The organism is Paenarthrobacter sp. C1, assembly GCF_049315185.1.
Lineage (GTDB): Bacteria > Actinomycetota > Actinomycetes > Actinomycetales > Micrococcaceae > Arthrobacter > Arthrobacter nicotinovorans.
The window spans coordinates 1,688,943-1,709,678 of sequence record NZ_CP186052.1; the positions used below are offsets into that span (position 1 = coordinate 1,688,943).

The following is a 20,736-nucleotide window of genomic DNA, read 5'->3' on the forward strand; positions in this document are numbered from 1 at the left end:
TAGCCTAGAGGGGTGACTACAGCCGAGGGTGATAACGCGACCTCCAGCAGTTCCGATATCTGGAACCTGCCCAACATCCTCACGATGCTACGCATCGTCCTGGTGCCGTTCTTCGTCTGGTTCCTGCTGGCCGATAACGGCGCGTACGGGATCTGGCGCTGGGCGGCGGTGGTTGCCTTCGCTGTAGCGATCTACACCGACAAGCTCGACGGCGACATCGCCCGGGCGCGCGGCCTTATTACGAACTTCGGCAAAATCGCGGACCCGATTGCCGACAAACTGCTCATCGGTTCAGCGTTGGTGCTCCTGTCCATCCTGGGGGAGTTGCCCTGGTGGGTCACCATTCTCGTTCTGGTCCGTGAATGGGGCATCACGGCACTGCGCTTCGTTGTGATCCGGTACGGGGTCATGCCCGCTTCCCGTGGCGGAAAGCTCAAGACCGTCGTTCAAACAGTGGCGATCTTCCTGTACATCCTTCCCCTCCAGGCGATCGCCCCATGGCTGGGCGCCGTCGCTTTCCTGGTCATGATGGTTGCCCTCGCCATTACGTTGTGGACCGGCGTCGAATATGTCGTCCAGGCCATGCGGCTGCGCGCAGCGGGACGTCGCGCGTGAAGTCCGGGAGCGGTGCGGCAGAAACCGCGGCGACGGTGGTGGGCGCCGCCGTCCGCAGTGGCCTCACGGTGGCTACGGCTGAGTCCTTGACTGCAGGTCTCGTGGCCGCAACGCTCGCCAACACTCCGGGCGCTTCGGCCATGCTGCAAGGCGGTGTGGTCGCTTACCAGAACTCGGTCAAGGCCGGCATCCTGGGCGTGCCGGAGGAGCTTCTTGCATCGGTCGGCTCCGTTGACGGCGGTGTCGCCGAGGCAATGGCCGACGGCGCACGCCGGGCTTGCGCTGCCGACGTCGGGATTTCGACGACCGGCGTCGCCGGACCGGAGCCGCACGACGGCAAAGATGTCGGCACCGTGTTCATTGGCGTGGCGTCTGCGCTGGGCGTGGCGTCGTTCGAGTACAGCTTCGACGGCGACCGTCAGTCCATCCGCGAACAGGCCTGCGACGCCGCCCTGGCGCGCCTGCTTGCCGCGCTGGGTGACCTTGGTTACCGTTCGTAAAGTAGTCGGGAACAAAAACTCATTGCCAATAGTTGTGTCATTGTGTCGCTTCGGAAGAGCCGGGGCGCCTAGGATGTAAAAACATACCCGGTCCGCCAGCCAGCGAACCGGATCAACGAGGGAGCATGGCGATACAGATGGTAAAGCAGCCCGTATCCGTAAACGGCGTTGTCCGCTGGAAGGATGTGGGCTTGGCTGATCAGGCACAGAGCGAACAGAAGGAGCGCAAAATGGTTGTACTACGCCACGAGATCGGTGATGTACTGCGCGATGTCCGCCAGCGTCAGGGCCGTACCCTTCGCGAGGTTTCGCACAGCGCCCGCGTCTCACTTGGCTACTTGAGCGAAGTGGAACGGGGCCAGAAGGAGGCTTCTTCCGAGCTCCTGTCCTCTATCTGCACAGCCTTGGACGTTCCTTTGTCCCACATGCTTCGCGAAGTCAGCGACCGCGTGGCCGTCGCAGAAGGTGTTGCTGTCCCGGACACCGTCCCGCAGGAATTCTCACAGCGTTATGGCCGCGATCTGGGCCTCTCGGACGACTTCCCCCAGGGAATGCTCTCCGGAGCCCGCTAAACGGTTCCATAAGTAACGAAGAAGGTCCCCAGCCTGAGGCTGGGGACCTTCTTTCTTTAGCGCTGCGGCGTCGCGTCACGCGCCCGGGGGGTTGTCCGCGGAATCGGCTCCTGCTTCCTTGGTTCCCAGATCCCTGAGCGCGCCGTCACCGTAGATGGCATTCAGGCGCCCCATGTAGTCGGCCAGGGTCTGGACATCTTCCAAGGGCCACTCACCGAGGCGTTCCCTGAAGACCTGGCGCCGGGCATCCTGGACGAGGTGCATCTTCTCTTCGCCCTTTTCGGTCAGGCGGATGGATTGTGCCCGCCCGTCCTGCGGATCCGCTTCCTTGTAGACGAGGCCGATGCTCTCAAGGAAGGCGATCTGGCGGCTTACCGATGGCTTGCCTACGCCGATGCATGTGGCCAGCTCGGTGAGGCGGATGGGGCCTTCCCTGCGGATGACGGTGAGCAAACCGTAGGCGGCCGGTTCCATGTCCGGATGGACCTGGCGGGACAGTTGGTGGGAGATCGAACGGGCGCGGCGCCAGAGCAGGCTCAGCTGGTGTTCCACCTGCTGGAGGGCGTCGTCGACGTCGTCGCCTGGCACGGCTGGACCTGGCGCGCTCTGGAGAGGATTGCTCATGGCAACCATTCTAGAGTCCACTGCCATGAGAGACTCTATCCGTGAGGGCAAGTGACTTTTGGCGATTGATGGACGATGAATTCGGGGCCGGCTATTCCCGTGTCCTGGCCAACTCGCTGGTACTCGCCGGTGTGGGCGGACGGACGGCCGTGGAGGCCCTGGCGGCCGGATACCATCCCCGTGAGGTCTGGCTGGCCGTGTGCGAGGTCCAGGACGTACCCCCCGAGCGCCGGCTGGGCAGGGACATCAAACCCGCCTCGAACTGAGTCTGCAGCTGGCAGGAACGCCTCGGCACCGGGAGACACGCCGCACCATTGTTCGAATATCTGTTCGGATGGGGATATGCTCCTGTGAGAGGAAAATTGATCCCGTAGGACGCATTCCAACAGCATTCGGCAAGCAGGTTATCCACATAGCCGGAGTCGGCACCTAAAAATGTCAGGCCGCCGTAATAGCGTCTGGGATGACAGGAAAGCGGCCTATCGGGCCACTCCACAGCGAGAAAGCATCAGAGGTGTGAACCATGGCGGCAACCCCGGATCGTGAAAAGGCGCTCGAAGCAGCGCTTGCCCAGATCGACAAGCAGTTCGGCAAAGGCTCCATCATGCGTTTGGGTGATGACACCCGTGCGCCCATCGAAGTCATTCCCACCGGTTCCATTGCGCTGGACGTGGCCCTCGGCATCGGCGGCCTGCCCCGCGGCCGCGTCGTGGAAATCTACGGTCCTGAATCGTCGGGTAAGACCACGGTGGCGCTGCACGCCGTAGCCAACGCACAGCGCGCCGGCGGTATCGCCGCGTTCATTGACGCCGAGCACGCGCTGGACCCGGACTACGCCGCGAAGCTGGGTGTGGACACTGACGCCCTCCTCGTTTCCCAGCCGGATACGGGTGAGCAGGCCCTGGAAATCATGGACATGCTGGTGGGCTCCGGTTCGCTGGACATCATCGTCATCGACTCCGTCGCCGCGTTGGTACCCCGTGCCGAAATCGAAGGCGAAATGGGTGACTCCCACGTTGGCCTCCAGGCGCGCCTTATGAGCCAGGCGCTGCGTAAGATCACTGGTCGTTTGAGCCAGACCAAGACCACTGCCATCTTCATCAACCAGCTGCGTGAGAAGATCGGCGTCTTCTTTGGCTCGCCGGAAACCACCACCGGTGGCAAGGCGCTTAAGTTCTACGCTTCGGTCCGCATCGACGTTCGTCGCATCCAGACGCTGAAGGAGGGCGCGGATTCCGTAGGTAACCGCACCAAGGCCAAGATCGTCAAGAACAAGATGGCTCCGCCGTTCAAGATCGCCGAGTTCGACATCATCTATGGTCAGGGCATCTCCCGCGAGGGTGGCATCATCGACATGGGCGTTGAGCACGGCATCATCAAGAAGTCCGGTTCGTGGTTTACCTACGACGGCGACCAGCTCGGCCAGGGCATGGAAAACTCGCGGCGGTTCCTGCGGGACAACCCCGAGTTGGCGCAGGAACTGGAGCGCCTGATCAAGGAAAAGCTTGGCGTTGGCGTCAAGCCGGAGGAAGACTCCCCAAAGCTGAAGGCCGTTGACGGCTAGCACCGGGCCGGACCCGGAGTCTGCCCTGGCTGCAGACTCCGAGCCCGAGCCTGAGTCCGTGGCGCGTGCCATCGTCCTGCGACAGTTGACGATGGCGCCACGGAGCCGCCTGCAGTTGTCCCGCAAACTGGCGGAACGCAATGTTCCCAAGGACGTTGCCGAGGCGGTACTGGACCGCTTCGAGGAAGTTCAGCTGATTGATGACGCTGAATTCGCCCGGATGTGGGTGCGGAGCCGTTCGCAAAGCAAGAAACTGGCCAAAGGTGCACTTCGTCGCGAACTGGCTGATAAGGGCATCGTCCTCGAGGCCGCCGAGGAAGCACTGTCGCAACTCAGTGACCAGGATGAAGAGTCAGCCGCGAGGGATCTGGTGCAGCGTAAGCTTCGGCCGGGCATGAACCTCTCGGACCGTGCCGAGCGGGACAAGTACACGCGTAGGTTGGCCTCCATGTTGGCGCGCAAGGGCTACGCTCCATCGTTGGCCTTCAGGATCGTCGGCGAGGTGCTGGCAGAAGCCGGTACCCTTGAGTAGTGAGTTTGACCATTCCCTCCCCGACACCTGCCACCGCTGCTTCGACTGAGCCCCGGACGTATCAGGTCCGTACTTTCGGTTGCCAGATGAACGTCCATGATTCCGAGCGCATGGCGGGCCTGCTAGAGGACGCCGGCTACGTTCCTGCAGAGGGCGACGTTGCCGATGTCGTTGTCTTCAACACGTGCGCTGTGCGGGAGAATGCGGACAACAAGCTCTACGGAAACCTTGGGCAATTGCGGCAGGTCAAGGAATCCCATCCCGGCATGCAGATTGCCGTTGGCGGGTGCCTGGCGCAGAAGGACCGCGAGACCATTGTCCGGAAAGCGCCGTGGGTGGATGCTGTCTTCGGCACCCACAATGTGGGCGCCCTGCCGGCCCTCCTCAAACGGGCCCGGCACAACAACGAGGCCCAACTCGAAATCCTCGAATCCCTGGACGTCTTTCCGTCCACGCTTCCTACCAAGCGTGAGTCTGTGTACTCGGGGTGGGTTTCCATTTCAGTCGGTTGCAACAACACCTGCACGTTCTGCATTGTTCCCTCGCTGCGCGGCAAGGAAAAGGACCGCCGTCCAGGCGAGATCCTCGCGGAAATCCAGGCCCTCGTCGATGACGGCGTTGTCGAAGTGACGTTGCTGGGCCAGAACGTGAACTCGTACGGGGTGGAATTCGGCGATCGCCTGGCCTTTTCCAAACTCCTCCGTGCCTGCGGTGACATCGAGGGTCTCGAACGCGTGCGGTTTACCAGCCCCCACCCCGCGGCCTTCACCGATGACGTCATCGATGCCATGGCTGAAACCCCCAATGTGATGCCGCAGCTTCATATGCCACTGCAGTCGGGATCGGACAAAGTCCTCAAGGACATGCGTCGTTCCTACCGCTCCAGCCGCTTCCTGGGCATCCTGGACAAAGTGCGTGAGCGGATTCCGCACGCTGCCATCACCACTGACATCATTGTTGGATTCCCGGGTGAAACCGAAGAGGATTTCCAAGCGACCTTGGATGTCGTGGAGAAGTCGCGGTTCTCCTCGGCCTTCACGTTCCAGTACTCCAAGCGTCCGGGAACACCGGCAGCGGACTTGCCTGATCAGCTGCCTAAAGCGGTGGTCCAGGAGCGCTTCGAACGGCTCACTGCCCTGCAGGACCGTGTCGCCGCCGAGGAAAACGCCGCGCAGCTTGGCCGGCAGGTAGAGGTCTTGGTGACAGCCCAGGCAGGCAGGAAGGCCGAGGCGACCCATCGGCTTTCCGGGCGGTCCAAGGACCAGCGGCTTGTGCACTTTTCCGTCCCTGACGGTGCGGAAACCCCCCGTCCCGGGGACTTCGTGACGGTGACCATTACGGAAGCAGCCGCTTTCCACTTGGTAGCCGACCCCTCGACAACCAATGACTACGTCCTGCGGCGTTCCAGGGCCGGAGATGCCTGGGACCGTTCGCAGGCCGACTCCTGCGGTGTTCCCGCACCAGGCACATCCGGCGGCAAGACCGGGGTGTCCTTGGGCATGCCCGCATTGCCGATCCGCCGCGCGTAGCCGTCGTCCATTCCATGTCGGATTCCCAGCAGGCCCGGCCTGTCATCGCCGTGGTCGGGCCCACAGGTTCGGGCAAGTCGGATCTGGGCGTCAACATCGCCCTGGCGCTCGGTGGAGAAGTCATCAATGCTGACGCGCTGCAGTTCTACCGGGGCATGGACATCGGCACAGCCAAGATCAGCATGGAAGAGCGGAAAGGCGTTCCGCATCATCTCCTGGACATCATGGATGTCACGCAAGAGGCAAGCGTGGCGGACTTCCAAAGCGAATGCCGCGCAGTCATCGAGGACATCCACTCCAGGGGGAAGCACGCCATTCTGGTGGGCGGATCTGGACTGTACGTGCGCGCGGCCCTGGACATCCTGGAGTTTCCGGGAACGGATCCCGCTCTGCGCCGAAGCCTCGAGGACGAATACGAAGCCAAAGGACTGGCTCCGCTCAGGGCCCGCCTGGAGGAAGTGGACCCGGTCTCGGCAGCCCGTCTTGGCGACGCCCGAAGGGTAATTCGTGCTTTGGAGGTCCACGGACTGACAGGTCGAGCCTTCAGTTCCTTCATGCCCCAGAGGGAGTACTATCAACCCGCTGTTCAGATCGGCCTTTCCGTTGACCGCGAAGAACTCAGGGAGCGGCTTGCCCGCCGAGTGCACCGCATGGTCGAGACCGGCCTGGAGAACGAGGTCGCGCGACTCGACACCTTGGGATTGCGCCAGGGCAAAACAGCATCAAGGGCTCTGGGGTACGCCCAGTTCCTCAAAGTCCTGGACGGTGACATGGACGTGCCGGCCGCGGCCGAGGAGACCATCGTCGCCACAAGGCAGTTCGCGCGCCGCCAGCTCACCTGGTTCCGGGCAGACCCACGGATCTCATGGTTGGACTGGAAGGACCCCGGGCTGACATCCCGGGCCGTGTCGGCAATCCTCGCCCAGGGGTAACCTTGGGTGATTTCTGGCCGAACACACGTGGAAGGTAGCCTTGGTTCCATGGATGAAACCGCCTCAGTTCCCACCCGCCAGCCCTCGGCTGCCGGGGCTGCCGAACCCACATCGAGCCTTGCCGGATTGGCGTTCTCAAAAGGGCACGGGACAGGCAACGATTTCGTCCTGATCGCCGATCCCGGCGACGCCCACGAGATCACTCCTGAACAGGTGGCACACTTGTGCGATCGCCACACGGGCATCGGTGGCGACGGACTTATCCGTGCAGTTCCCTCGCGGTTCCTCCCGGAAGGGCGGGCACTCCTGGAAGTGGACCCTGCTGCGGAGTGGTTCATGGACTACCGCAACGGCGACGGTTCGCTGTCCGAAATGTGCGGCAACGGCGTGCGCGTCTTCGTTCACTTCCTCAATGAGCAGGGATTGGTGGACCTTGGTCCCGGCGAAACCCTCACCATCGGCACGCGTGGCGGAGTCAAGAAAGTAGTCCGTACCGTGAACGGCTACGCGGTGGACATGGGCCCTTGGGAGTTCATTTTCCCGGACGAGGCAACCAGCAAGGCCATGGATGCCCTGGTCAGCGCGGACGGCCTGGAAGTGGCACGCCCCGGCCTTTCGGTCAGTATGGGCAACCCGCACACAGTCGTTGCCTTGGCCGAACTCAGCGAGCTTTCAGCAACCCAGCTGTTCAAGGCTCCGGTTGTTGATCCCAAGCCGGTCAACGGCACCAACGTTGAATTCGTTGTTCCGGCCGAACCGTTGGTCGAAGACGGCGTGGGAACCATCACCATGCGCGTGCACGAGCGGGGAGTGGGGGAGACCCAGTCCTGCGGTACGGGAGCCTGCGCAGCAGCGGTTGCAATCCGTCACTGGGCCGGCAGCACGGCGCCCAACGACTGGCACGTCAAGGTTCCCGGCGGCGTCGTCGGTGTGAAGTTCTTCCCCGGCGCCGGTGGCCGTGAGCACGTTGAACTCAGCGGCCCCGCCGTCATAGTGGCTAGCGGGACGCTTTCCTGACCCGAATGATCCTGAAGGACTTCGACGTGCTTTCGCGGGAAACGCTGAAGGACGCGTCCAGTTCAGAAGCCAGCCACCGCTGCAAGGAGTCTGAACCCAGGTTCTTCTGAACCACCAGCCATGCGTTTCCTCCCGGCGCCAGCCGCGGCAACCAGGTCAGCAACAACGAGTGGAGTTCATCCTTGCCGATCCGGATGGGCGGATTGGACCAGATGGTGTCGAACTCGACGGCGGGGTCCACCTCATGCGGGAGGCTGGCGGTCACGTTGTCCAGGCCCAGGGCCGCTGCGTTCTCGTTGGTCAGGGTCACGCAGCGTTCGTTGACGTCGACGGCGTACACGCGGGCGTGCGGGGCCATCAAAGCAAGGGTGAGGGCTATCGGACCCCAGCCGCAGCCGATGTCCAGCAGATTGCCTTGGGGAGCGGGCGGTGGAACGTCTGACAGGAGTATTGCCGTTCCCTTGTCCACGCCGTCGGGGCTGAAGATGCCGGATGACGTCTGCAGGTGGCGCGTAGCTCCAGCGAGTTCAACTGTGAGTGGCTTACGGGTGAACGGCCCAGCCGGCTGGGCGGTGAAATAGTGTGCAGACTCCATAATTTGCCAGATTAGTTGGCTATTGGCGCCTTGGGAAACCGCCATGGTCCCAGGTTCGTTTGACACGGCTGATAGTGTTGAGGTCATGTTCTTGATCTTTGAGTAATCGGCCGAACCACGCCTGCTTTCCAGGCGTTCCCCGGCACCGCCCGCGACGCAGGTCCGGCTTGGCACCATGCCCGGCCCATGGCCTTTCCGCCCGGCAGGTCCCACGGCACATGTCGGCGCCAATTCCTCGTGGCGCCGGACGCTCAGAAGATCAAAGCCCCACCCATGCCTTCACATGACGGTATTCCCGGAACCGGGCCATCGTGCGAACCCTGGTGGGCAGCATAACGACTTCAAGCAGGCCAGGACCTCCCTGCGGATCCACCCGTCAGATCACCGACGCCACGTCCCCGACAGGCCAGTGGCGTTCAGCACACAGGAGGCCACTTTGGCCCAAGCCCGTCAGCCCAGCGCGAAGAGCGCCCCATCGAGCGACAAACAGCACTATTCTGGAATTGCCGAACAGTCTAAGGAGACCATGACCACCCAGAAGCACTCCGGATCCGATTCCGACGCCCAGGACATGAGTCCTGAACAAATCCAGGCCGTCATCGACCGGATTCTTTCCAAGGATGCCCCCGCACAGGCATCCGAAGACAACGACACCAGTGGTGTGTTCGGCAAGGCGCAGGCCATCTCGACCCTGGACCAAGAGCACAGTATCTACGACGGCGACCAGGAAGACCTGGCCGAGCGTCGCGCCTTGCGCCGCACCGCGGGGTTGTCGACTGAACTCGAAGACGTCACAGAGGTCGAATACCGGCAGCTGCGCCTCGAACGCGTTGTGCTGGCTGGTCTGTGGACAGAAGGTACCCTGGCCGACGCCGAGAACTCGCTGCGCGAACTGGCGGCCCTTGCCGAGACCGCAGGTTCTGAAGTACTTGATGGCCTGGTCCAACGCCGCTCCAAGCCGGACCCGGGAACGTTCCTTGGATCCGGCAAGGCACAGGAACTCAAGGACATTGTCGCTGCCACAGGCGCGGACACTGTCGTGGTGGACACTGAACTGGCACCGTCACAGCGACGCGGTCTTGAGGACATCGTGAAGGTCAAGGTCGTTGACCGGACCACGCTGATCCTGGATATCTTCGCCCAGCACGCCAAGAGCCGCGAAGGCAAGGCCCAGGTGGAGCTCGCGCAGCTGGAATACCTGCTTCCACGCCTGCGTGGTTGGGGTGACTCCATGTCCCGGCAGGCCGGCGGCCAGGTGGGCGGGGCCGGGGCAGGCATGGGCTCGCGCGGTCCCGGTGAAACCAAGATCGAACTGGACCGCCGCCGAATCCGCACACGCATGGCCAAACTGCGCCGGGAAATCGCCGCGATGAAGCCGGCCCGTGAGACCAAACGTGCCAACCGACGTCGTAATGCTGTTCCGTCCGTCGCGATTGCCGGGTACACCAACGCCGGTAAGTCGTCGTTGTTGAACCGCCTCACCGACGCAGGTGTCCTTGTGGAGAACGCACTGTTCGCCACTCTGGATCCCACGGTCCGCAAAGCGCAGACTCCTGACGGCATCGGCTACACACTGGCCGACACCGTGGGATTCGTGCGCTCACTGCCGACCCAGCTCGTTGAGGCCTTCCGCTCAACGCTCGAGGAAGTGGCCGATGCGGACCTCATCCTCCATGTCGTGGATGCATCCCACCCGGACCCCGAAGGTCAGATCGCAGCAGTGCGCACTGTCTTCACCGAGGTCGACGCCCGCAAGGTTCCCGAGATCATCGTCCTGAACAAGGTTGATGTGGCCGATCCTTTCGTGGTTGAGCGTCTCAAGCAGAAGGAACCCCGGCACGCAGTGGTTTCCACCCGCACAGGACAGGGAATCGCCGAACTGCTGGAGGACATCAGCCGGTCCATACCGCGTCCGGGGGTGCGGCTTGAAGTGCTCATCCCGTACGACCGCGGCGACATGATCAACAAGCTGCACAATTCCGATTCCGAGATCCTCAGCCTGGAACACGAGGAAAGCGGGACGCGCGTGGTGGCGATGGTCCGTGAAGGTCTGGCAGCTGAGCTGGAGTCATTCGTCAGTAATGGTTGAGAAGGTGGCGGCGGACGCCGTCGAGTCGGTGGGAGAGAAGACCACCCTGGAATTGTTGGACCGGGCTGTCGCCGGAATGGGCGGCCAAAGCCGTGCCGGCCAGCACGAAATGGCCAAGCACGTAACCCGGGCCATTGAGACGGGGGAACATCTGCTGGTCCAGGCGGGAACCGGTACGGGTAAGTCATTGGCGTACCTAATACCGTTGATCGCCCATTCCATGGACAGCGATAAACCGACGCTCGTGTCCACCGCCACCTTGGCTTTGCAGACCCAGATCGTAGGCAGGGATCTTCCGCGTTTGCTGGAGACCATCAATCCTGCCCTGGACCGTCCGGTCAATGTCGCGCTCGTGAAGGGCAGGGCAAACTACGTCTGCCTGCAAAAGCTCGAGGGCGGCTTCCCGAGTGAGGAGCCCTCCGAAGGACAACTTTTCTCCCTCGGCGAGGACACGAGCGTGCCGCACTTCGCGGCGTCGGTCGGTGGCCCGTCGTCCCAGCTGGGCAAGGAGGTTGTCCGGCTCCGGGAGTGGGCCGAAACGACGGCCACCGGCGACCGGGACGAGCTCATGCCAGGGGTCACGGACCGTGCCTGGCGGCAGGTCTCCGTGACGTCCATGGAGTGCCTTGGGGCCCAGAAATGTCCGGTTGCCGAGGAGTGCTTCAGCGAGCTGGCACGCGCCCGGGCAGCCGAAGCCGACGTCGTGGTCACCAACCACGCCATGTTGGCCGTCAGCGCGTTCGAAGGCCTCGCGGTGCTGCCCGAGTACGACGTCGTGGTGGTGGACGAGGCCCACGAGCTTCAGGACCGGGTCACAGGGGCAGTGTCAGGGCAACTCTCTGTAGCCATGGTGCACGCCGCGGCATCAAGCGCCCGCAAGCACACAGCCATCACCGTTGACGCCCTGAATGCGGCCGCGGATAGGCTGGACATGGCTATTGCGGGAGTACCCAACGGGCTCCTTCCCAGCGGACTCAACGACGAACAGCTCGATTGCCTGGACCAGCTGCGCGACGCCACACGGGCGGCCCTGTCCGATTCGAAGACTGATTCCTCCAGTGCCGCGGACGGCGGACGGCAGCTGGCACGTTCGCGCCTGATGCTCATCCTTGAGCTGTGCGAACGGATGCTCGCTGCCAAGGAGAACCGCGAAGTAGTGTGGTTCTCCCGTAACAGCACTTTTGATCCCCAGCAGGGATACTCCCAACCTGACGAGACCGCGCCTGCGCTCATCAACATCGCGCCGCTGAGCGTGGCAGGCAGGTTGCGCGAGGGATTGTTCGCCGGACACACGGTGGTGCTGACCTCGGCCACGCTGGCCATCGGCTCGGCTTTTGAACCCGCGGCCGGAGGCCTCGGCCTGATTGGCGACGGCGCGCCCAGCTGGACAGGAATCGACGTCGGATCTCCTTTTGATTACCCCAAACAGGGGGTGCTGTACGTAGCGAAGCACCTTCCGAAACCCGGTCGGGGCACGTCACCGGAGGCCTTGGACGAATTGGAAGACCTCATCCGGGCATCCGGCGGGGGAGCACTGTGTCTTTTCTCCTCACGGCGGGCCGCCGAGGAAGCTGCGGACGCCATGCGGCTGCGCCTGGACGTGGATATCCTCTGTCAAGGCGAATCGACCATGGCTGCGTTGGTGAAGCAATTTGCCGACGAGCCGGATACTTGCCTCTTCGGAACCATGTCGCTGTGGCAAGGGGTGGACGTACCCGGCGGCTCATGCCGCCTGGTGGTTATTGACCGGATTCCCTTCCCGCGTCCTGACGATCCCCTGATGACCGCCCGTTCCCGTGCCGTGGCACAGTCCGGGGGGAACGGGTTCATGGCTGTTTCCGCCACCCACGCAGCCATCCGGCTCGCGCAGGGTGCAGGGCGCCTGATCCGGTCCACCGGTGACAAGGGCGTAGTGGCAGTCCTTGATTCACGCCTGTCGACAGAACGTTACGGCGGGTTCCTGCGGGCCGCCCTGCCGCCGTTCTGGCCGACCACTGACCGCACCGTGGTTCGTGGTGTCCTGGAGCGCTTGGGATCCGCCAGGAAGGCGTAGAGGACAGTCAGCTCCGGGCCCCTTACGGGTCGGAAAAAGCTAGAGGGACCTCAGTACCGAAACGACCTTGCCCATGATGGTTGCCTGGTCGCCGAGAATGGGTTCGTACTGGGTGTTTTGGGGCAGCAGCCAGGTATGGCCATCGCGCTGTCGGAACGTCTTTACAGTGGCTTCGTCGTCCAGCAAAGCGGCCACGATGTCGCCGTTGATGGCGTCGTTCTGGCGGCGGACAACGACCCAGTCGCCGTCGCAGATCGCGGCATCAATCATGGAGTCGCCAGCGACTTTCAACATGAAGAGCTCACCGTGTCCCACCAGTTGCCTGGGCAGGGGGAGCACGTCCTCAACTGTCTGGTCGGCCAGGATGGGTCCGCCTGCCGCGATGCGGCCAACCAGCGGAACCATGGCGGTGTCGCTTGCACTGGTGAGTTCTGTCACAGCCAGGCCGCCGGTGCTCCGAAGCGTTGCCGGTGCCTCAACGCCCGGGATGGGGCCGCCGTCCAGGGTCAAGGGCATCAGCACTTCCATTGCGCGGGGACGCTTGGGGTCCCGGCGAAGGTAGCCGAGTTTTTCCAGCTGGGACAACTGGTGGGTAACGCTGGAAAGGCTGGCCAGTCCAACGGTGTCCCCGATTTCGCGCATGCTGGGCGGATAGCCGTTGTCGTTGACTGACCGCTGGATGGTTTCCAGGATCTTTTTCTGGCGCACGGTCAGGCTCTTGGGAGTCTTGGGAGGCTGTTGGCTCCGCAGGGGTACCCCGCCGCCTGTGGCTTTCGCTGCCATGTTCGCCAATGCCTTTCGTTCCGCCCCGAAACGAACCGGGGATGCAGGGACTGAAAAAATGTCAGACCCTCCTGTTCCACTGAAACAGTGCTGTTCCTTCACTCAAACGTAGGGCAGGCACAGGCGTTTATCAAACATTTGTTCTAGCGAGTCTCGACACCGTTCGTTGATAAGTGCTAAAAATGTCATAGCAAGGTTCGAACATGTGTTCTATAAACCTCGCGCTGAAACTGGATATTCGAACGAACTGTTCGAATACCGGCCGCAGTCGGGAGGAGCACACAAAGAATTGGCAGCCTTGCTCCGGAAGCTCCGGAGCAAGGCAATAGCTCAGAAGGGCTCAGCTCATGTCCGCAATAACTTCGTTCGCTGATTTCCGCACCACGCAGGCCCCCGCCCGCCTGCGGCTGACCCGCCGTGGCCGAGTGGTGTTCTTCTTCATCCCGGCCATGCTGCTGGCGGCTGTTCTGCTCAGCCTTGCCGGGTTCATCACTTCCCCTGCCAAGGCTTCCGATTCCCAGGCCGAGCTGCAGCCGCCGGTTGCAGTCTCTGTGACAGTCCAGCCGGGTCAGTCCCTGTGGGGCATTGCCGGCGCGGCGGCTCCGGAGCGGGACCCGCGTGATGTCATTGCTGAAATCATCCAGTTGAACGACCTCCGCGGCGGGCGCATCCTTCCGGGGCAGCAGCTGTTCGTCCCGGCCCACTAAGGCTGTTAGCCGGTAGCCGGATCACGCGCCGCGACGTCATAGTTACTCCGCAGTCCCGCCAGCCCCTTAAACTGTTCCAGTGAGTGAGCAGCTTGAGCGACTTGACCGACTACCCCTCCGGACCAACCTGCGTGGACTGAGCCCCTACGGCGCACCGCAGCTTGATGTCCCCGTTTTGCTCAACGTTAACGAAAACACCCATGGCGTCCCCGCCGATGTTCAGGCGGCGATTACTGAGGCCGTGGCAGCAGCCGCCACAGGACTGAACCGCTATCCTGACCGCGAGTTCACCGATCTTCGTGAGGCCCTCGCCGAGTATCTTGGCCACGGCCTTTCAGCAGACAACATCTGGGCCGCCAACGGGTCCAACGAGGTCCTGCAACAGATCCTGCAGGCGTTTGGCGGCCCGGGACGCAAGGCCCTTGGCTTCCCGCCCACGTATTCCATGTACCCGTTGCTGGCCAGCGGAACGGATACCGAATACATCCGGGGAGTCCGCGCCGATGACTACGGGCTGAATGCCCGGTCGGCGGCTGCGCAGGTGCGCGAAACCGGAGCCAACATTGTTTTCCTGTGCTCACCGAACAACCCCACAGGGACGGGCCTGGGCCTGGATGTGGTGGAGGCCGTGTATGAAGCCGGTGAAGCAAGCCAGGCCATCGTGATCGTGGACGAGGCCTACCACGAGTTCGCCCACGACAACACGCCGAGCGCGTTGACGCTCCTGCCCGGCCGTGAGCGCCTGATCGTTTCGCGCACCATGAGCAAGGCATTTGCCCTGGCAGGTGCCCGGCTCGGCTACATGGCGGCGGCCCCTGAAGTTACGGACGCCATCAGGTTGGTCCGCCTGCCGTACCACTTGTCTGCCATCACGCAGGCCACCGCCCTCGCAGCATTGACTCACCGCGAGGCCCTGATGGCCGACGTTGAGGACATCAAGGTCCAGCGCGATCGGATCGTCACCGAACTTCTCCGCATGGGACTCAAGCCCGCGGCGTCGGACTCGAACTACGTCTTCTTCGGTGGACTCGAGAACCCGCACGAGATCTGGCAAGGGCTGCTCGACGCAGGCGTGCTCATACGTGATGTCGGCATTCCGGGTCACTTGCGGGTTACCGCCGGGACCGAACCGGAAACCACCGCATTCCTTGATGCCCTGGAAGCACTCCTGGAACGCGCAGCGTCACAGCGCGCCTAAACTTGTCAATAGACCCAACCTCCCTCCCTGCATAAGGACGTCCCAATGAGCGAAACCGGCGCCACGCCGTCCGCTGCCCGCACTGCGCGCATGGAGCGCACCACCAGCGAATCTTCCGTATTGGTGGAGATCAACCTGGACGGTTCCGGAATTTCGGACATCAGCACCTCGGTACCGTTCTACGACCACATGCTGACCGCACTGTGCAAGCACTCCCTGATTGACATGACGGTCAAAGCCACAGGTGACACGCACATCGATGCCCACCACACGGTGGAAGACGTCGCCATCACGTTCGGTGAGGTGCTCCGGACGGCCTTGGGCGACAAAGCTGGTATTCGTCGTTTTGGCGAAGCCACGGTGCCTCTGGACGAAGCCCTCGCCCATGCAGTCGTTGATGTTTCCGGACGTCCGTACCTTGTGCACGGTGGTGAACCTGCGGGACAGGAGTACCACCTGATCGGTGGCCACTTCACCGGCTCGTTGACCCGCCACGTTTTCGAGGCAATCACGTTGCACGCCGGAATTTGCCTGCACATGAACGTTCTTGCTGGCCGGGATCCGCACCACATTGTGGAGGCCCAGTTCAAGGCTTTCGCGCGCGCACTGCGTGCCGCCGTAGAGTCCGATCCGCGTGTCGAGGGCATTCCCTCCACCAAGGGGGCACTGTGAGTAGCCAGGTCCTGAAGAACGGCGCAGTGGCTGACGCCACGGCATCCGTTAGGCCTGAGTCGCCGGAGGGCAAGCCGACCGTTACGGTTCTGGACTACGGATCCGGCAACGTCCGGTCCGCCGTCCGCGCGCTCGAGCGGGCGGGTGCCCACGTGGTGCTCAGCGCCAAGCCTGAGGACGTCCTCAACGCCGACGGCCTGGTTGTCCCCGGTGTTGGCGCCTATGAGACCGTGATGAAGGAACTCAAATCCGTAGACGCCATCCGCATGATTGGGCGCCGGGTTGCCGGTGGACGTCCGGTGCTGGCTATCTGCGTGGGCCTGCAGGTTCTTTTCGAGGCCGGCGTCGAGCACGGTACCGAGTCCGAAGGCATGGCCGAATGGCCCGGCAAAGTCGAACTCCTTCCTGCTCCGGTGGTACCGCACATGGGATGGAACACAGTGGACGTACCTGAGGGTTCCAAGCTGTTCGCCGGTGTGGAGCAGGAGCGTTTCTACTTCGTTCACTCCTACGGTGTGCAGGAGTGGAACTTCGACGTCGTGCAGCCCCGCATGGCGCCCCCCATGGTCACGTGGTCCGAGCACGGCGCACGTTTCATCGCTGCCGTGGAAAACGGCCCGCTGTGCGCCACCCAGTTCCACCCCGAGAAGTCGGGCGACGCCGGGGCCCGCCTCCTGCGTAACTGGGTGGATGGCCTTCGGAAGCCCGCACCGGAAGCTTCCGGAAACGGTGCTGCCTAGATGTGGTCTGTGATCCTCATGGGCCTGGCCGGCCTCCTGGTGGGCGGTGGGATTTCCTTCCACCAGCAAAAGAAGCCCCGCTGGGTCTCCATTTCTTTCTTCGTGTTGGCCGGGATGTCCCTGCTGGCTGCGTACCTCCTGACACTTCCCGGTAACTGAACCGCTGGTCCCAAGCCGGCGCTCCCTCAACTCCAAGGACACTCATGACCACCTCCTCCCAGTCCGTACTGGAACTCCTGCCGGCCGTCGATATCGTCGATGGCCAGGCGGTGCGCCTCCTGCAAGGAGAGGCGGGATCTGAAACCAGCTATGGGACGCCCTTGGAGGCAGCCTTGAACTGGCAGAACGACGGTGCGGAATGGGTCCATATGGTTGACCTCGACGCCGCCTTTGGCCGTGGCGACAACGCCGCTCTCATCAGCGAGGTCGTGTCTCAGCTCGACGTCAAGGTGGAGCTTTCGGGCGGCCTGCGGGACGACGAATCACTCGAACGGGCCCTCGGTTTGGGCGTTGCCCGGGTAAACCTTGGGACAGCAGCGCTGGAAAACCCGGAGTGGACGCGCCGGGCGATCGAACGCTTCGGTGACAAGATCGCCGTCGGGCTTGATGTCCGCGGTACTACGCTGGCCGGACGCGGATGGACCAAGGAAGGCGGGGACCTTTGGGAGGTTCTGGCCCGCCTCGAGGACGCCGGGTGCGCCCGCTACGTAGTCACCGACGTTACCAAGGACGGAACGCTGCAGGGCCCCAACGTGGATCTGCTGCGTCAGATGGTGGAGAAGACCGGCAAGCCCGTAGTGGCTTCCGGCGGTATCTCCAGCTTGGAAGATCTTCGCGTGCTGCGTGAACTCGTGCCGCTGGGTGTCGAGGGTGCGATTGTGGGCAAGGCTCTGTATGCCGGTGCCTTCACCCTGCCCGAGGCCTTGGACGTGGCCGGCCGCCGCTGATGGGCCGCCACTCAGCCCACGAGCCGGAGCTTAACCAGCGGGAGAAGCGCGACCTGCCCGGTCACATCGCGGCGGCCTTGGCAGGCGCCGGGGGAGCCACGGACTCGGCGGGCCAACCCTGGGCAGGTAGAAGTCTCACTGGCGACGACGCCAAAATCCACAACTTCGAAGACGATGATGGAACCGCAGACGCCGGTTACCTTGCGGCTATTGCGGCGCTGATCGACGGAACCGGTGGCGAGGCGGAGGTCGTGGCCTCCCTGGCCACGGCACGTGTCTTTGTCCCGGTGGTTGCCCAATTGGCCGAGGAAGCCGAAGGCGTCGACGGCCTGCATGCAGACAAGCAGGCCGATATGGCATTGGTCACACTGAAGGCCCCCGACGGCCGCACGGCAATGCCGGTGTTCACCTCGGCGGCAGCCTTGGAAGCGTGGCACCCCCAGGCGCGGCCGGTCGCTGTTTACGCAGCACGCGCAGCACTCTCGGCGGTGTCGGAAGGTGCCCAACTCCTGGTTTTGGACCCTGGCTCCCAGTTCGCCTTCGTCGTGCGGCGACCCGCCATGTGGGCGCTCGCGCAGCAGAAGGACTGGACGCCGTCATACCTTGATGATCAACTGGAGACTGCTCTCGTTTCGACGATTTCAGCCTTCACTGCGGTCCGCCGCCTTGAGACGCACCCCGGCGGTGGCGTTGCGTCCCTCACGGCGGACGGCCGCCAGGTCCTCGGAGGGGGTCCGGGCCCGGAACTGCGTGTGGTGCTTTTCCTCGAGGACGGTTTGGACGCCGGGGCCGTGCAGGCGCTTGTCGCGCAACTGAACGATGCGTGGGCACGGATGGATTCCTTTGCCGAGGGTGTTGATTCCATGGAAGTAAAACTGCAGCGTGCAGCACAGGAGCGCGCGCCGCACTAATGGCAGGTCCGGTTCCCCGGGACTGCCCGGGGAAATGAGGATTGAGCCAGTGAACTTCGCTCTCTACAAAGAGATGCTGTCCATACGCCCTGTCCGGCGGCTGCTGGTTGTCGGGATGGTTGCGCGTATCCCGCATTCGGCCGCGGGAGTGCTCCTTACCTTGCACATTGTCCTGACGCTTGGCCAGGGATATGCCGCTGCGGGTGCTGCTGCGGCGGTCATGACCATCGGCATTGCTCTGGGCGCACCGTGGCGTGGCCGCAGGGTTGACATGGTGGGGCTGCGTAAAGCGCTGATCCCGTCAGTTGTCTCCGAAACCGTCATCTGGTCGATCGTCCCGCACGTGTCGTACCAATGGCTGCTACCTCTGGTGTTCATCGGAGGCCTGTTCACCCTTCCGATCTTCAGTGTCGTCCGCCAATCGTTGGGCGTCATGGTGGACGGTGAGCAGCGGCGTTCGGCCTTTGCCTTGGATTCCATAGCCACCGAGCTTGTTTTCATGATCGGTCCGGCCGTCGGAGCTGTGGTGGCGACCAGCGGCTACTCGGCTCTTGGCCTGACCGCCGTTGGTATCTCGGTATCTGTGGCTGGACTTTTCCTGATGTGGTTCAACCCGCCCACCAGAAGCGAAGCAGCCTGCACGCCGGAGGAATCCGCCGATCGGGAGTCGGCCGATCTTGCGGCAGCGGAGGCGGCCATGGTGGCTTCGGCTCCTGCGCATGTCCAGGAAGCGGCCTCGGAAATGGCGTCTGCAACCTCGCGCACGGCCGGGCTCCGGAGCCGAGTGGCCAGGAATTTCACCTGGTTCACCGTTTCTGTTGCTGCGCTGTTCGCAGTAGCCGCTGGTTCGGGCATGGTGCTCAGCGGCTCGGATGTCAGCATCGTGGGGCTGCTGGAACGTGGCGGCCACCAAAACGAGATCGGTATTGTCTTCTTCTTCTGGTGCGCCGCGTCGGTAGTCGGCGGTCTCATCTACGGTTCGATGAAGCGGTCCATCTCACCCATGCTCCTTCTGCTGGGCATGGCCGCACTGACCATTCCGATGGGATTTGCCCAGGACACCTGGACCCTGGCGTTCCTCTCACTCCTGCCGGGCTTGTTGTGCGCACCGGTGCTGTCTGCTTCCTCCGAGAAAGTTGCGGACCTTGTGGAGGAGGATCGCCGGGGCGAAGCAATGGGCTGGTACGGCTCTGCGCTGACCGCCGGTGTTGCTCTGGGGGCGCCCCTGGCAGGGGTCTTCATCGACACCGTGGGTCCGTCGGGCGGCTTCGCTGCTGTTGGTATCGCCGGCGTCGTGCTGTGCGCCACTGGCCTGGTGCTCATGTCCATCCGTCGGCGGGCTGCCCGGGTCTGAGTCAACCGGCACCAGACGACGACGGCGGGTCGACCACTGATGGTCGGCCCGCCGTCGATGATTATTCAGGCAGTTGGCGTCAGTTCACCGGTCCGGTGAACTTTTCGCCCGGGCCCTTGCCGGGGGCATCCGGAATGATGGATGCCTCGCGGAACGCGAGTTGCAGGGAGCGCAGGCCGTCGCGCAACGGGCCTGCGTGCTGGGAGCCGATTTCGGGGGCGGCTGCGGAGACCAAGCCGGCGAGTGCGGTGATCAGCTTGCGGGCTTCGTCCAGGTCTTTGAGATCCTCGGCGTTGGGGTCGTCGGCAAGCCCAACCTTGACCGCTGCCGCACTCATGAGGTGCACGGCGCCGGTGGTGATGACTTCCACTGCCGGGACCTCTGCGATGTCACGGATCTGCTGGGAGACTCCGGCGTCGGCGGCGGGGGCGTCTCCGCCGAAGGAATTGCGGGAATTGCTGTCTTCAGTGCTCATACTGGTAAGCTTGTCACAGACCGACTGGAAGTCGTTATTCACCGTGGACATCTACAGTACTGTGGGCATCGACAGTGAACCATCGCAGTCAACGTCCCGCCGTTCGCAATGTGCGCTTGGCGGGTTGTTTCTGTAGAATTGACTTTCAGTTTGCAAGCGGAGTTCTCTCCCACCCGCGTCAGCCGTTTCCCTTCGGGGACAGGATCCCCTTGATGGGACAAGAGGTTGCCGGGTACCTGGTCGGACATTTCAGGGTTGATCCCGGAAGTGCGCGCTTTCCATAGGGGAAGTGGATCCGATCTTCGAGGCCTTCGATTGCGCCAGCAA

General features: G+C 63.1%; 23 protein-coding genes. 19 read left to right on the plus strand and 4 right to left on the minus strand.

Features of this window, described 5'->3' with window-relative positions:
* Window positions 1–12 precede the first annotated feature (12 nt).
* From pgsA to ACNAOU_RS08020, 3 genes are all read left to right on the plus strand, one after another.
* Window positions 13–615 carry a CDP-diacylglycerol--glycerol-3-phosphate 3-phosphatidyltransferase gene (gene pgsA, locus ACNAOU_RS08010; RefSeq protein ID WP_422758392.1) on the plus strand — a complete coding sequence of 201 codons (603 nt, stop codon included), beginning with the start codon at window positions 13–15 and terminating at the stop codon, window positions 613–615.
* Window positions 612–1,115, plus strand: coding sequence for a CinA family protein (locus tag ACNAOU_RS08015; protein WP_422758393.1), 504 nt, complete (start codon window positions 612–614; stop codon window positions 1,113–1,115). The genes pgsA and ACNAOU_RS08015 overlap by 4 nt, the downstream gene beginning before the upstream one ends.
* 137 nt (window positions 1,116–1,252) lie before the next feature.
* On the plus strand, window positions 1,253–1,687 hold the full coding sequence (locus ACNAOU_RS08020; RefSeq protein ID WP_018779072.1) for a helix-turn-helix domain-containing protein: 435 nt from the start codon (window positions 1,253–1,255) through the stop codon (window positions 1,685–1,687).
* Between the two features lie 75 nt (window positions 1,688–1,762).
* Here the strand turns inward: ACNAOU_RS08020 and ACNAOU_RS08025 are convergent, their stop codons facing one another.
* The gene (locus ACNAOU_RS08025; RefSeq protein WP_051088528.1) at window positions 1,763–2,311 is read right to left on the minus strand and encodes a MarR family winged helix-turn-helix transcriptional regulator; all 549 of its coding nucleotides are present in this window, start codon (window positions 2,309–2,311) and stop codon (window positions 1,763–1,765) included.
* A gap of 41 nt (window positions 2,312–2,352) precedes the next feature.
* Here ACNAOU_RS08025 and ACNAOU_RS08030 point away from each other — a divergent pair, with 41 nt between their 5' ends.
* From ACNAOU_RS08030 to dapF, 6 genes are all read left to right on the plus strand, one after another.
* The gene (locus tag ACNAOU_RS08030) at window positions 2,353–2,577 is read left to right on the plus strand and encodes a DUF3046 domain-containing protein (RefSeq protein ID WP_026267343.1); all 225 of its coding nucleotides are present in this window, start codon (window positions 2,353–2,355) and stop codon (window positions 2,575–2,577) included.
* A gap of 257 nt (window positions 2,578–2,834) precedes the next feature.
* Window positions 2,835–3,875, plus strand: coding sequence for a recombinase RecA (gene recA / locus ACNAOU_RS08035; protein ID WP_018779075.1), 1,041 nt, complete (start codon window positions 2,835–2,837; stop codon window positions 3,873–3,875).
* Window positions 3,865–4,407, plus strand: coding sequence for a regulatory protein RecX (locus ACNAOU_RS08040; RefSeq protein ID WP_039240611.1), 543 nt, complete (start codon window positions 3,865–3,867; stop codon window positions 4,405–4,407). The genes recA and ACNAOU_RS08040 overlap by 11 nt, the downstream gene beginning before the upstream one ends.
* Window positions 4,407–5,936, plus strand: a complete 1,530-nt coding sequence (miaB, locus tag ACNAOU_RS08045; protein WP_422758394.1) for a tRNA (N6-isopentenyl adenosine(37)-C2)-methylthiotransferase MiaB — start codon at window positions 4,407–4,409, stop codon at window positions 5,934–5,936. The genes ACNAOU_RS08040 and miaB overlap by 1 nt, the downstream gene beginning before the upstream one ends.
* Before the next feature lie 14 nt (window positions 5,937–5,950).
* On the plus strand, window positions 5,951–6,868 hold the full coding sequence (gene miaA, locus ACNAOU_RS08050) for a tRNA (adenosine(37)-N6)-dimethylallyltransferase MiaA (RefSeq protein ID WP_039240614.1): 918 nt from the start codon (window positions 5,951–5,953) through the stop codon (window positions 6,866–6,868).
* 48 nt (window positions 6,869–6,916) lie between these two features.
* Window positions 6,917–7,885 (plus strand): diaminopimelate epimerase, encoded by a 969-nt coding sequence (gene dapF, locus ACNAOU_RS08055; RefSeq protein ID WP_018779079.1) that lies wholly within the window; start codon window positions 6,917–6,919, stop codon window positions 7,883–7,885.
* Here the strand turns inward: dapF and ACNAOU_RS08060 are convergent.
* Window positions 7,866–8,480 (minus strand): class I SAM-dependent methyltransferase, encoded by a 615-nt coding sequence (locus ACNAOU_RS08060; protein WP_306879092.1) that lies wholly within the window; start codon window positions 8,478–8,480, stop codon window positions 7,866–7,868. The genes dapF and ACNAOU_RS08060 overlap by 20 nt on opposite strands.
* A gap of 526 nt (window positions 8,481–9,006) precedes the next feature.
* On the opposite strand from ACNAOU_RS08060, the gene hflX reads away from it, so the two are divergent.
* A complete protein-coding gene (gene hflX / locus ACNAOU_RS08065) occupies window positions 9,007–10,569 on the plus strand; it encodes a GTPase HflX (RefSeq protein ID WP_018779081.1) in 1,563 nt (520 codons plus the stop codon).
* Window positions 10,562–12,622 carry an ATP-dependent DNA helicase gene (locus tag ACNAOU_RS08070; protein ID WP_189075789.1) on the plus strand — a complete coding sequence of 687 codons (2,061 nt, stop codon included), beginning with the start codon at window positions 10,562–10,564 and terminating at the stop codon, window positions 12,620–12,622. Before hflX ends, ACNAOU_RS08070 begins: the two co-directional genes overlap by 8 nt.
* A gap of 39 nt (window positions 12,623–12,661) precedes the next feature.
* Here the strand turns inward: ACNAOU_RS08070 and lexA are convergent, their stop codons facing one another.
* Complete coding sequence (gene lexA, locus ACNAOU_RS08075) at window positions 12,662–13,405, minus strand: transcriptional repressor LexA (RefSeq protein WP_018779083.1); 744 nt, start codon at window positions 13,403–13,405, stop codon at window positions 12,662–12,664.
* Between the two features lie 347 nt (window positions 13,406–13,752).
* Here lexA and ACNAOU_RS08080 point away from each other — a divergent pair, with 347 nt between their 5' ends.
* From ACNAOU_RS08080 to ACNAOU_RS08115, 8 genes are all read left to right on the plus strand, one after another.
* Entirely contained in the window at window positions 13,753–14,112 is a 360-nt protein-coding gene (locus ACNAOU_RS08080; RefSeq protein ID WP_039240619.1) for a LysM peptidoglycan-binding domain-containing protein, read from the plus strand.
* A 79-nt stretch (window positions 14,113–14,191) separates the two neighbouring features.
* On the plus strand, window positions 14,192–15,310 hold the full coding sequence (locus ACNAOU_RS08085) for a histidinol-phosphate transaminase (RefSeq protein ID WP_055977906.1): 1,119 nt from the start codon (window positions 14,192–14,194) through the stop codon (window positions 15,308–15,310).
* A gap of 45 nt (window positions 15,311–15,355) precedes the next feature.
* On the plus strand, window positions 15,356–15,982 hold the full coding sequence (gene hisB, locus ACNAOU_RS08090; RefSeq protein ID WP_018779086.1) for an imidazoleglycerol-phosphate dehydratase HisB: 627 nt from the start codon (window positions 15,356–15,358) through the stop codon (window positions 15,980–15,982).
* Window positions 15,979–16,722, plus strand: coding sequence for an imidazole glycerol phosphate synthase subunit HisH (gene hisH / locus ACNAOU_RS08095; RefSeq protein ID WP_422758395.1), 744 nt, complete (start codon window positions 15,979–15,981; stop codon window positions 16,720–16,722). The genes hisB and hisH overlap by 4 nt, the downstream gene beginning before the upstream one ends.
* Window positions 16,723–16,731: 9 nt before the next feature.
* On the plus strand, window positions 16,732–16,881 hold the full coding sequence (locus ACNAOU_RS08100) for a hypothetical protein (RefSeq protein WP_422758709.1): 150 nt from the start codon (window positions 16,732–16,734) through the stop codon (window positions 16,879–16,881).
* A gap of 44 nt (window positions 16,882–16,925) precedes the next feature.
* Complete coding sequence (priA, locus tag ACNAOU_RS08105; RefSeq protein ID WP_039240621.1) at window positions 16,926–17,669, plus strand: bifunctional 1-(5-phosphoribosyl)-5-((5-phosphoribosylamino)methylideneamino)imidazole-4-carboxamide isomerase/phosphoribosylanthranilate isomerase PriA; 744 nt, start codon at window positions 16,926–16,928, stop codon at window positions 17,667–17,669.
* Window positions 17,669–18,580, plus strand: a complete 912-nt coding sequence (locus ACNAOU_RS08110) for an SseB family protein (RefSeq protein ID WP_039240623.1) — start codon at window positions 17,669–17,671, stop codon at window positions 18,578–18,580. Before priA ends, ACNAOU_RS08110 begins: the two co-directional genes overlap by 1 nt.
* A 49-nt stretch (window positions 18,581–18,629) precedes the next feature.
* On the plus strand, window positions 18,630–19,934 hold the full coding sequence (locus tag ACNAOU_RS08115) for an MFS transporter (RefSeq protein WP_039240625.1): 1,305 nt from the start codon (window positions 18,630–18,632) through the stop codon (window positions 19,932–19,934).
* 79 nt (window positions 19,935–20,013) lie between these two features.
* Here the strand turns inward: ACNAOU_RS08115 and ACNAOU_RS08120 are convergent, their stop codons facing one another.
* Window positions 20,014–20,409: a DUF1844 domain-containing protein gene (locus ACNAOU_RS08120; protein WP_026267346.1), complete on the minus strand. Its 396-nt coding sequence runs from the start codon at window positions 20,407–20,409 to the stop codon at window positions 20,014–20,016.
* Window positions 20,410–20,736 lie beyond the last annotated feature (327 nt).

Excerpts from the sequence above, each read along its gene's own strand:
- ACNAOU_RS08020 (WP_018779072.1), top strand. The coding sequence starts at position 1,253 with ATGGTAAAGCAGCCCGTATCCGTAAACGGCGTTGTCCGCTGGAAGGAT.
- ACNAOU_RS08025 (WP_051088528.1), bottom strand. The coding sequence starts at position 2,311 with ATGAGCAATCCTCTCCAGAGCGCGCCAGGTCCAGCCGTGCCAGGCGAC.
- recA (WP_018779075.1), top strand. The coding sequence starts at position 2,835 with ATGGCGGCAACCCCGGATCGTGAAAAGGCGCTCGAAGCAGCGCTTGCC.
- miaA (WP_039240614.1), top strand. The coding sequence starts at position 5,951 with ATGTCGGATTCCCAGCAGGCCCGGCCTGTCATCGCCGTGGTCGGGCCC.
- dapF (WP_018779079.1), top strand. The coding sequence starts at position 6,917 with ATGGATGAAACCGCCTCAGTTCCCACCCGCCAGCCCTCGGCTGCCGGG.
- ACNAOU_RS08060 (WP_306879092.1), bottom strand. The coding sequence starts at position 8,480 with ATGGAGTCTGCACACTATTTCACCGCCCAGCCGGCTGGGCCGTTCACC.
- hflX (WP_018779081.1), top strand. The coding sequence starts at position 9,007 with ATGACCACCCAGAAGCACTCCGGATCCGATTCCGACGCCCAGGACATG.
- ACNAOU_RS08070 (WP_189075789.1), top strand. The coding sequence starts at position 10,562 with ATGGTTGAGAAGGTGGCGGCGGACGCCGTCGAGTCGGTGGGAGAGAAG.
- lexA (WP_018779083.1), bottom strand. The coding sequence starts at position 13,405 with ATGGCAGCGAAAGCCACAGGCGGCGGGGTACCCCTGCGGAGCCAACAG.
- ACNAOU_RS08080 (WP_039240619.1), top strand. The coding sequence starts at position 13,753 with ATGTCCGCAATAACTTCGTTCGCTGATTTCCGCACCACGCAGGCCCCC.
- hisB (WP_018779086.1), top strand. The coding sequence starts at position 15,356 with ATGAGCGAAACCGGCGCCACGCCGTCCGCTGCCCGCACTGCGCGCATG.
- priA (WP_039240621.1), top strand. The coding sequence starts at position 16,926 with ATGACCACCTCCTCCCAGTCCGTACTGGAACTCCTGCCGGCCGTCGAT.
- ACNAOU_RS08110 (WP_039240623.1), top strand. The coding sequence starts at position 17,669 with ATGGGCCGCCACTCAGCCCACGAGCCGGAGCTTAACCAGCGGGAGAAG.
- ACNAOU_RS08120 (WP_026267346.1), bottom strand. The coding sequence starts at position 20,409 with ATGAGCACTGAAGACAGCAATTCCCGCAATTCCTTCGGCGGAGACGCC.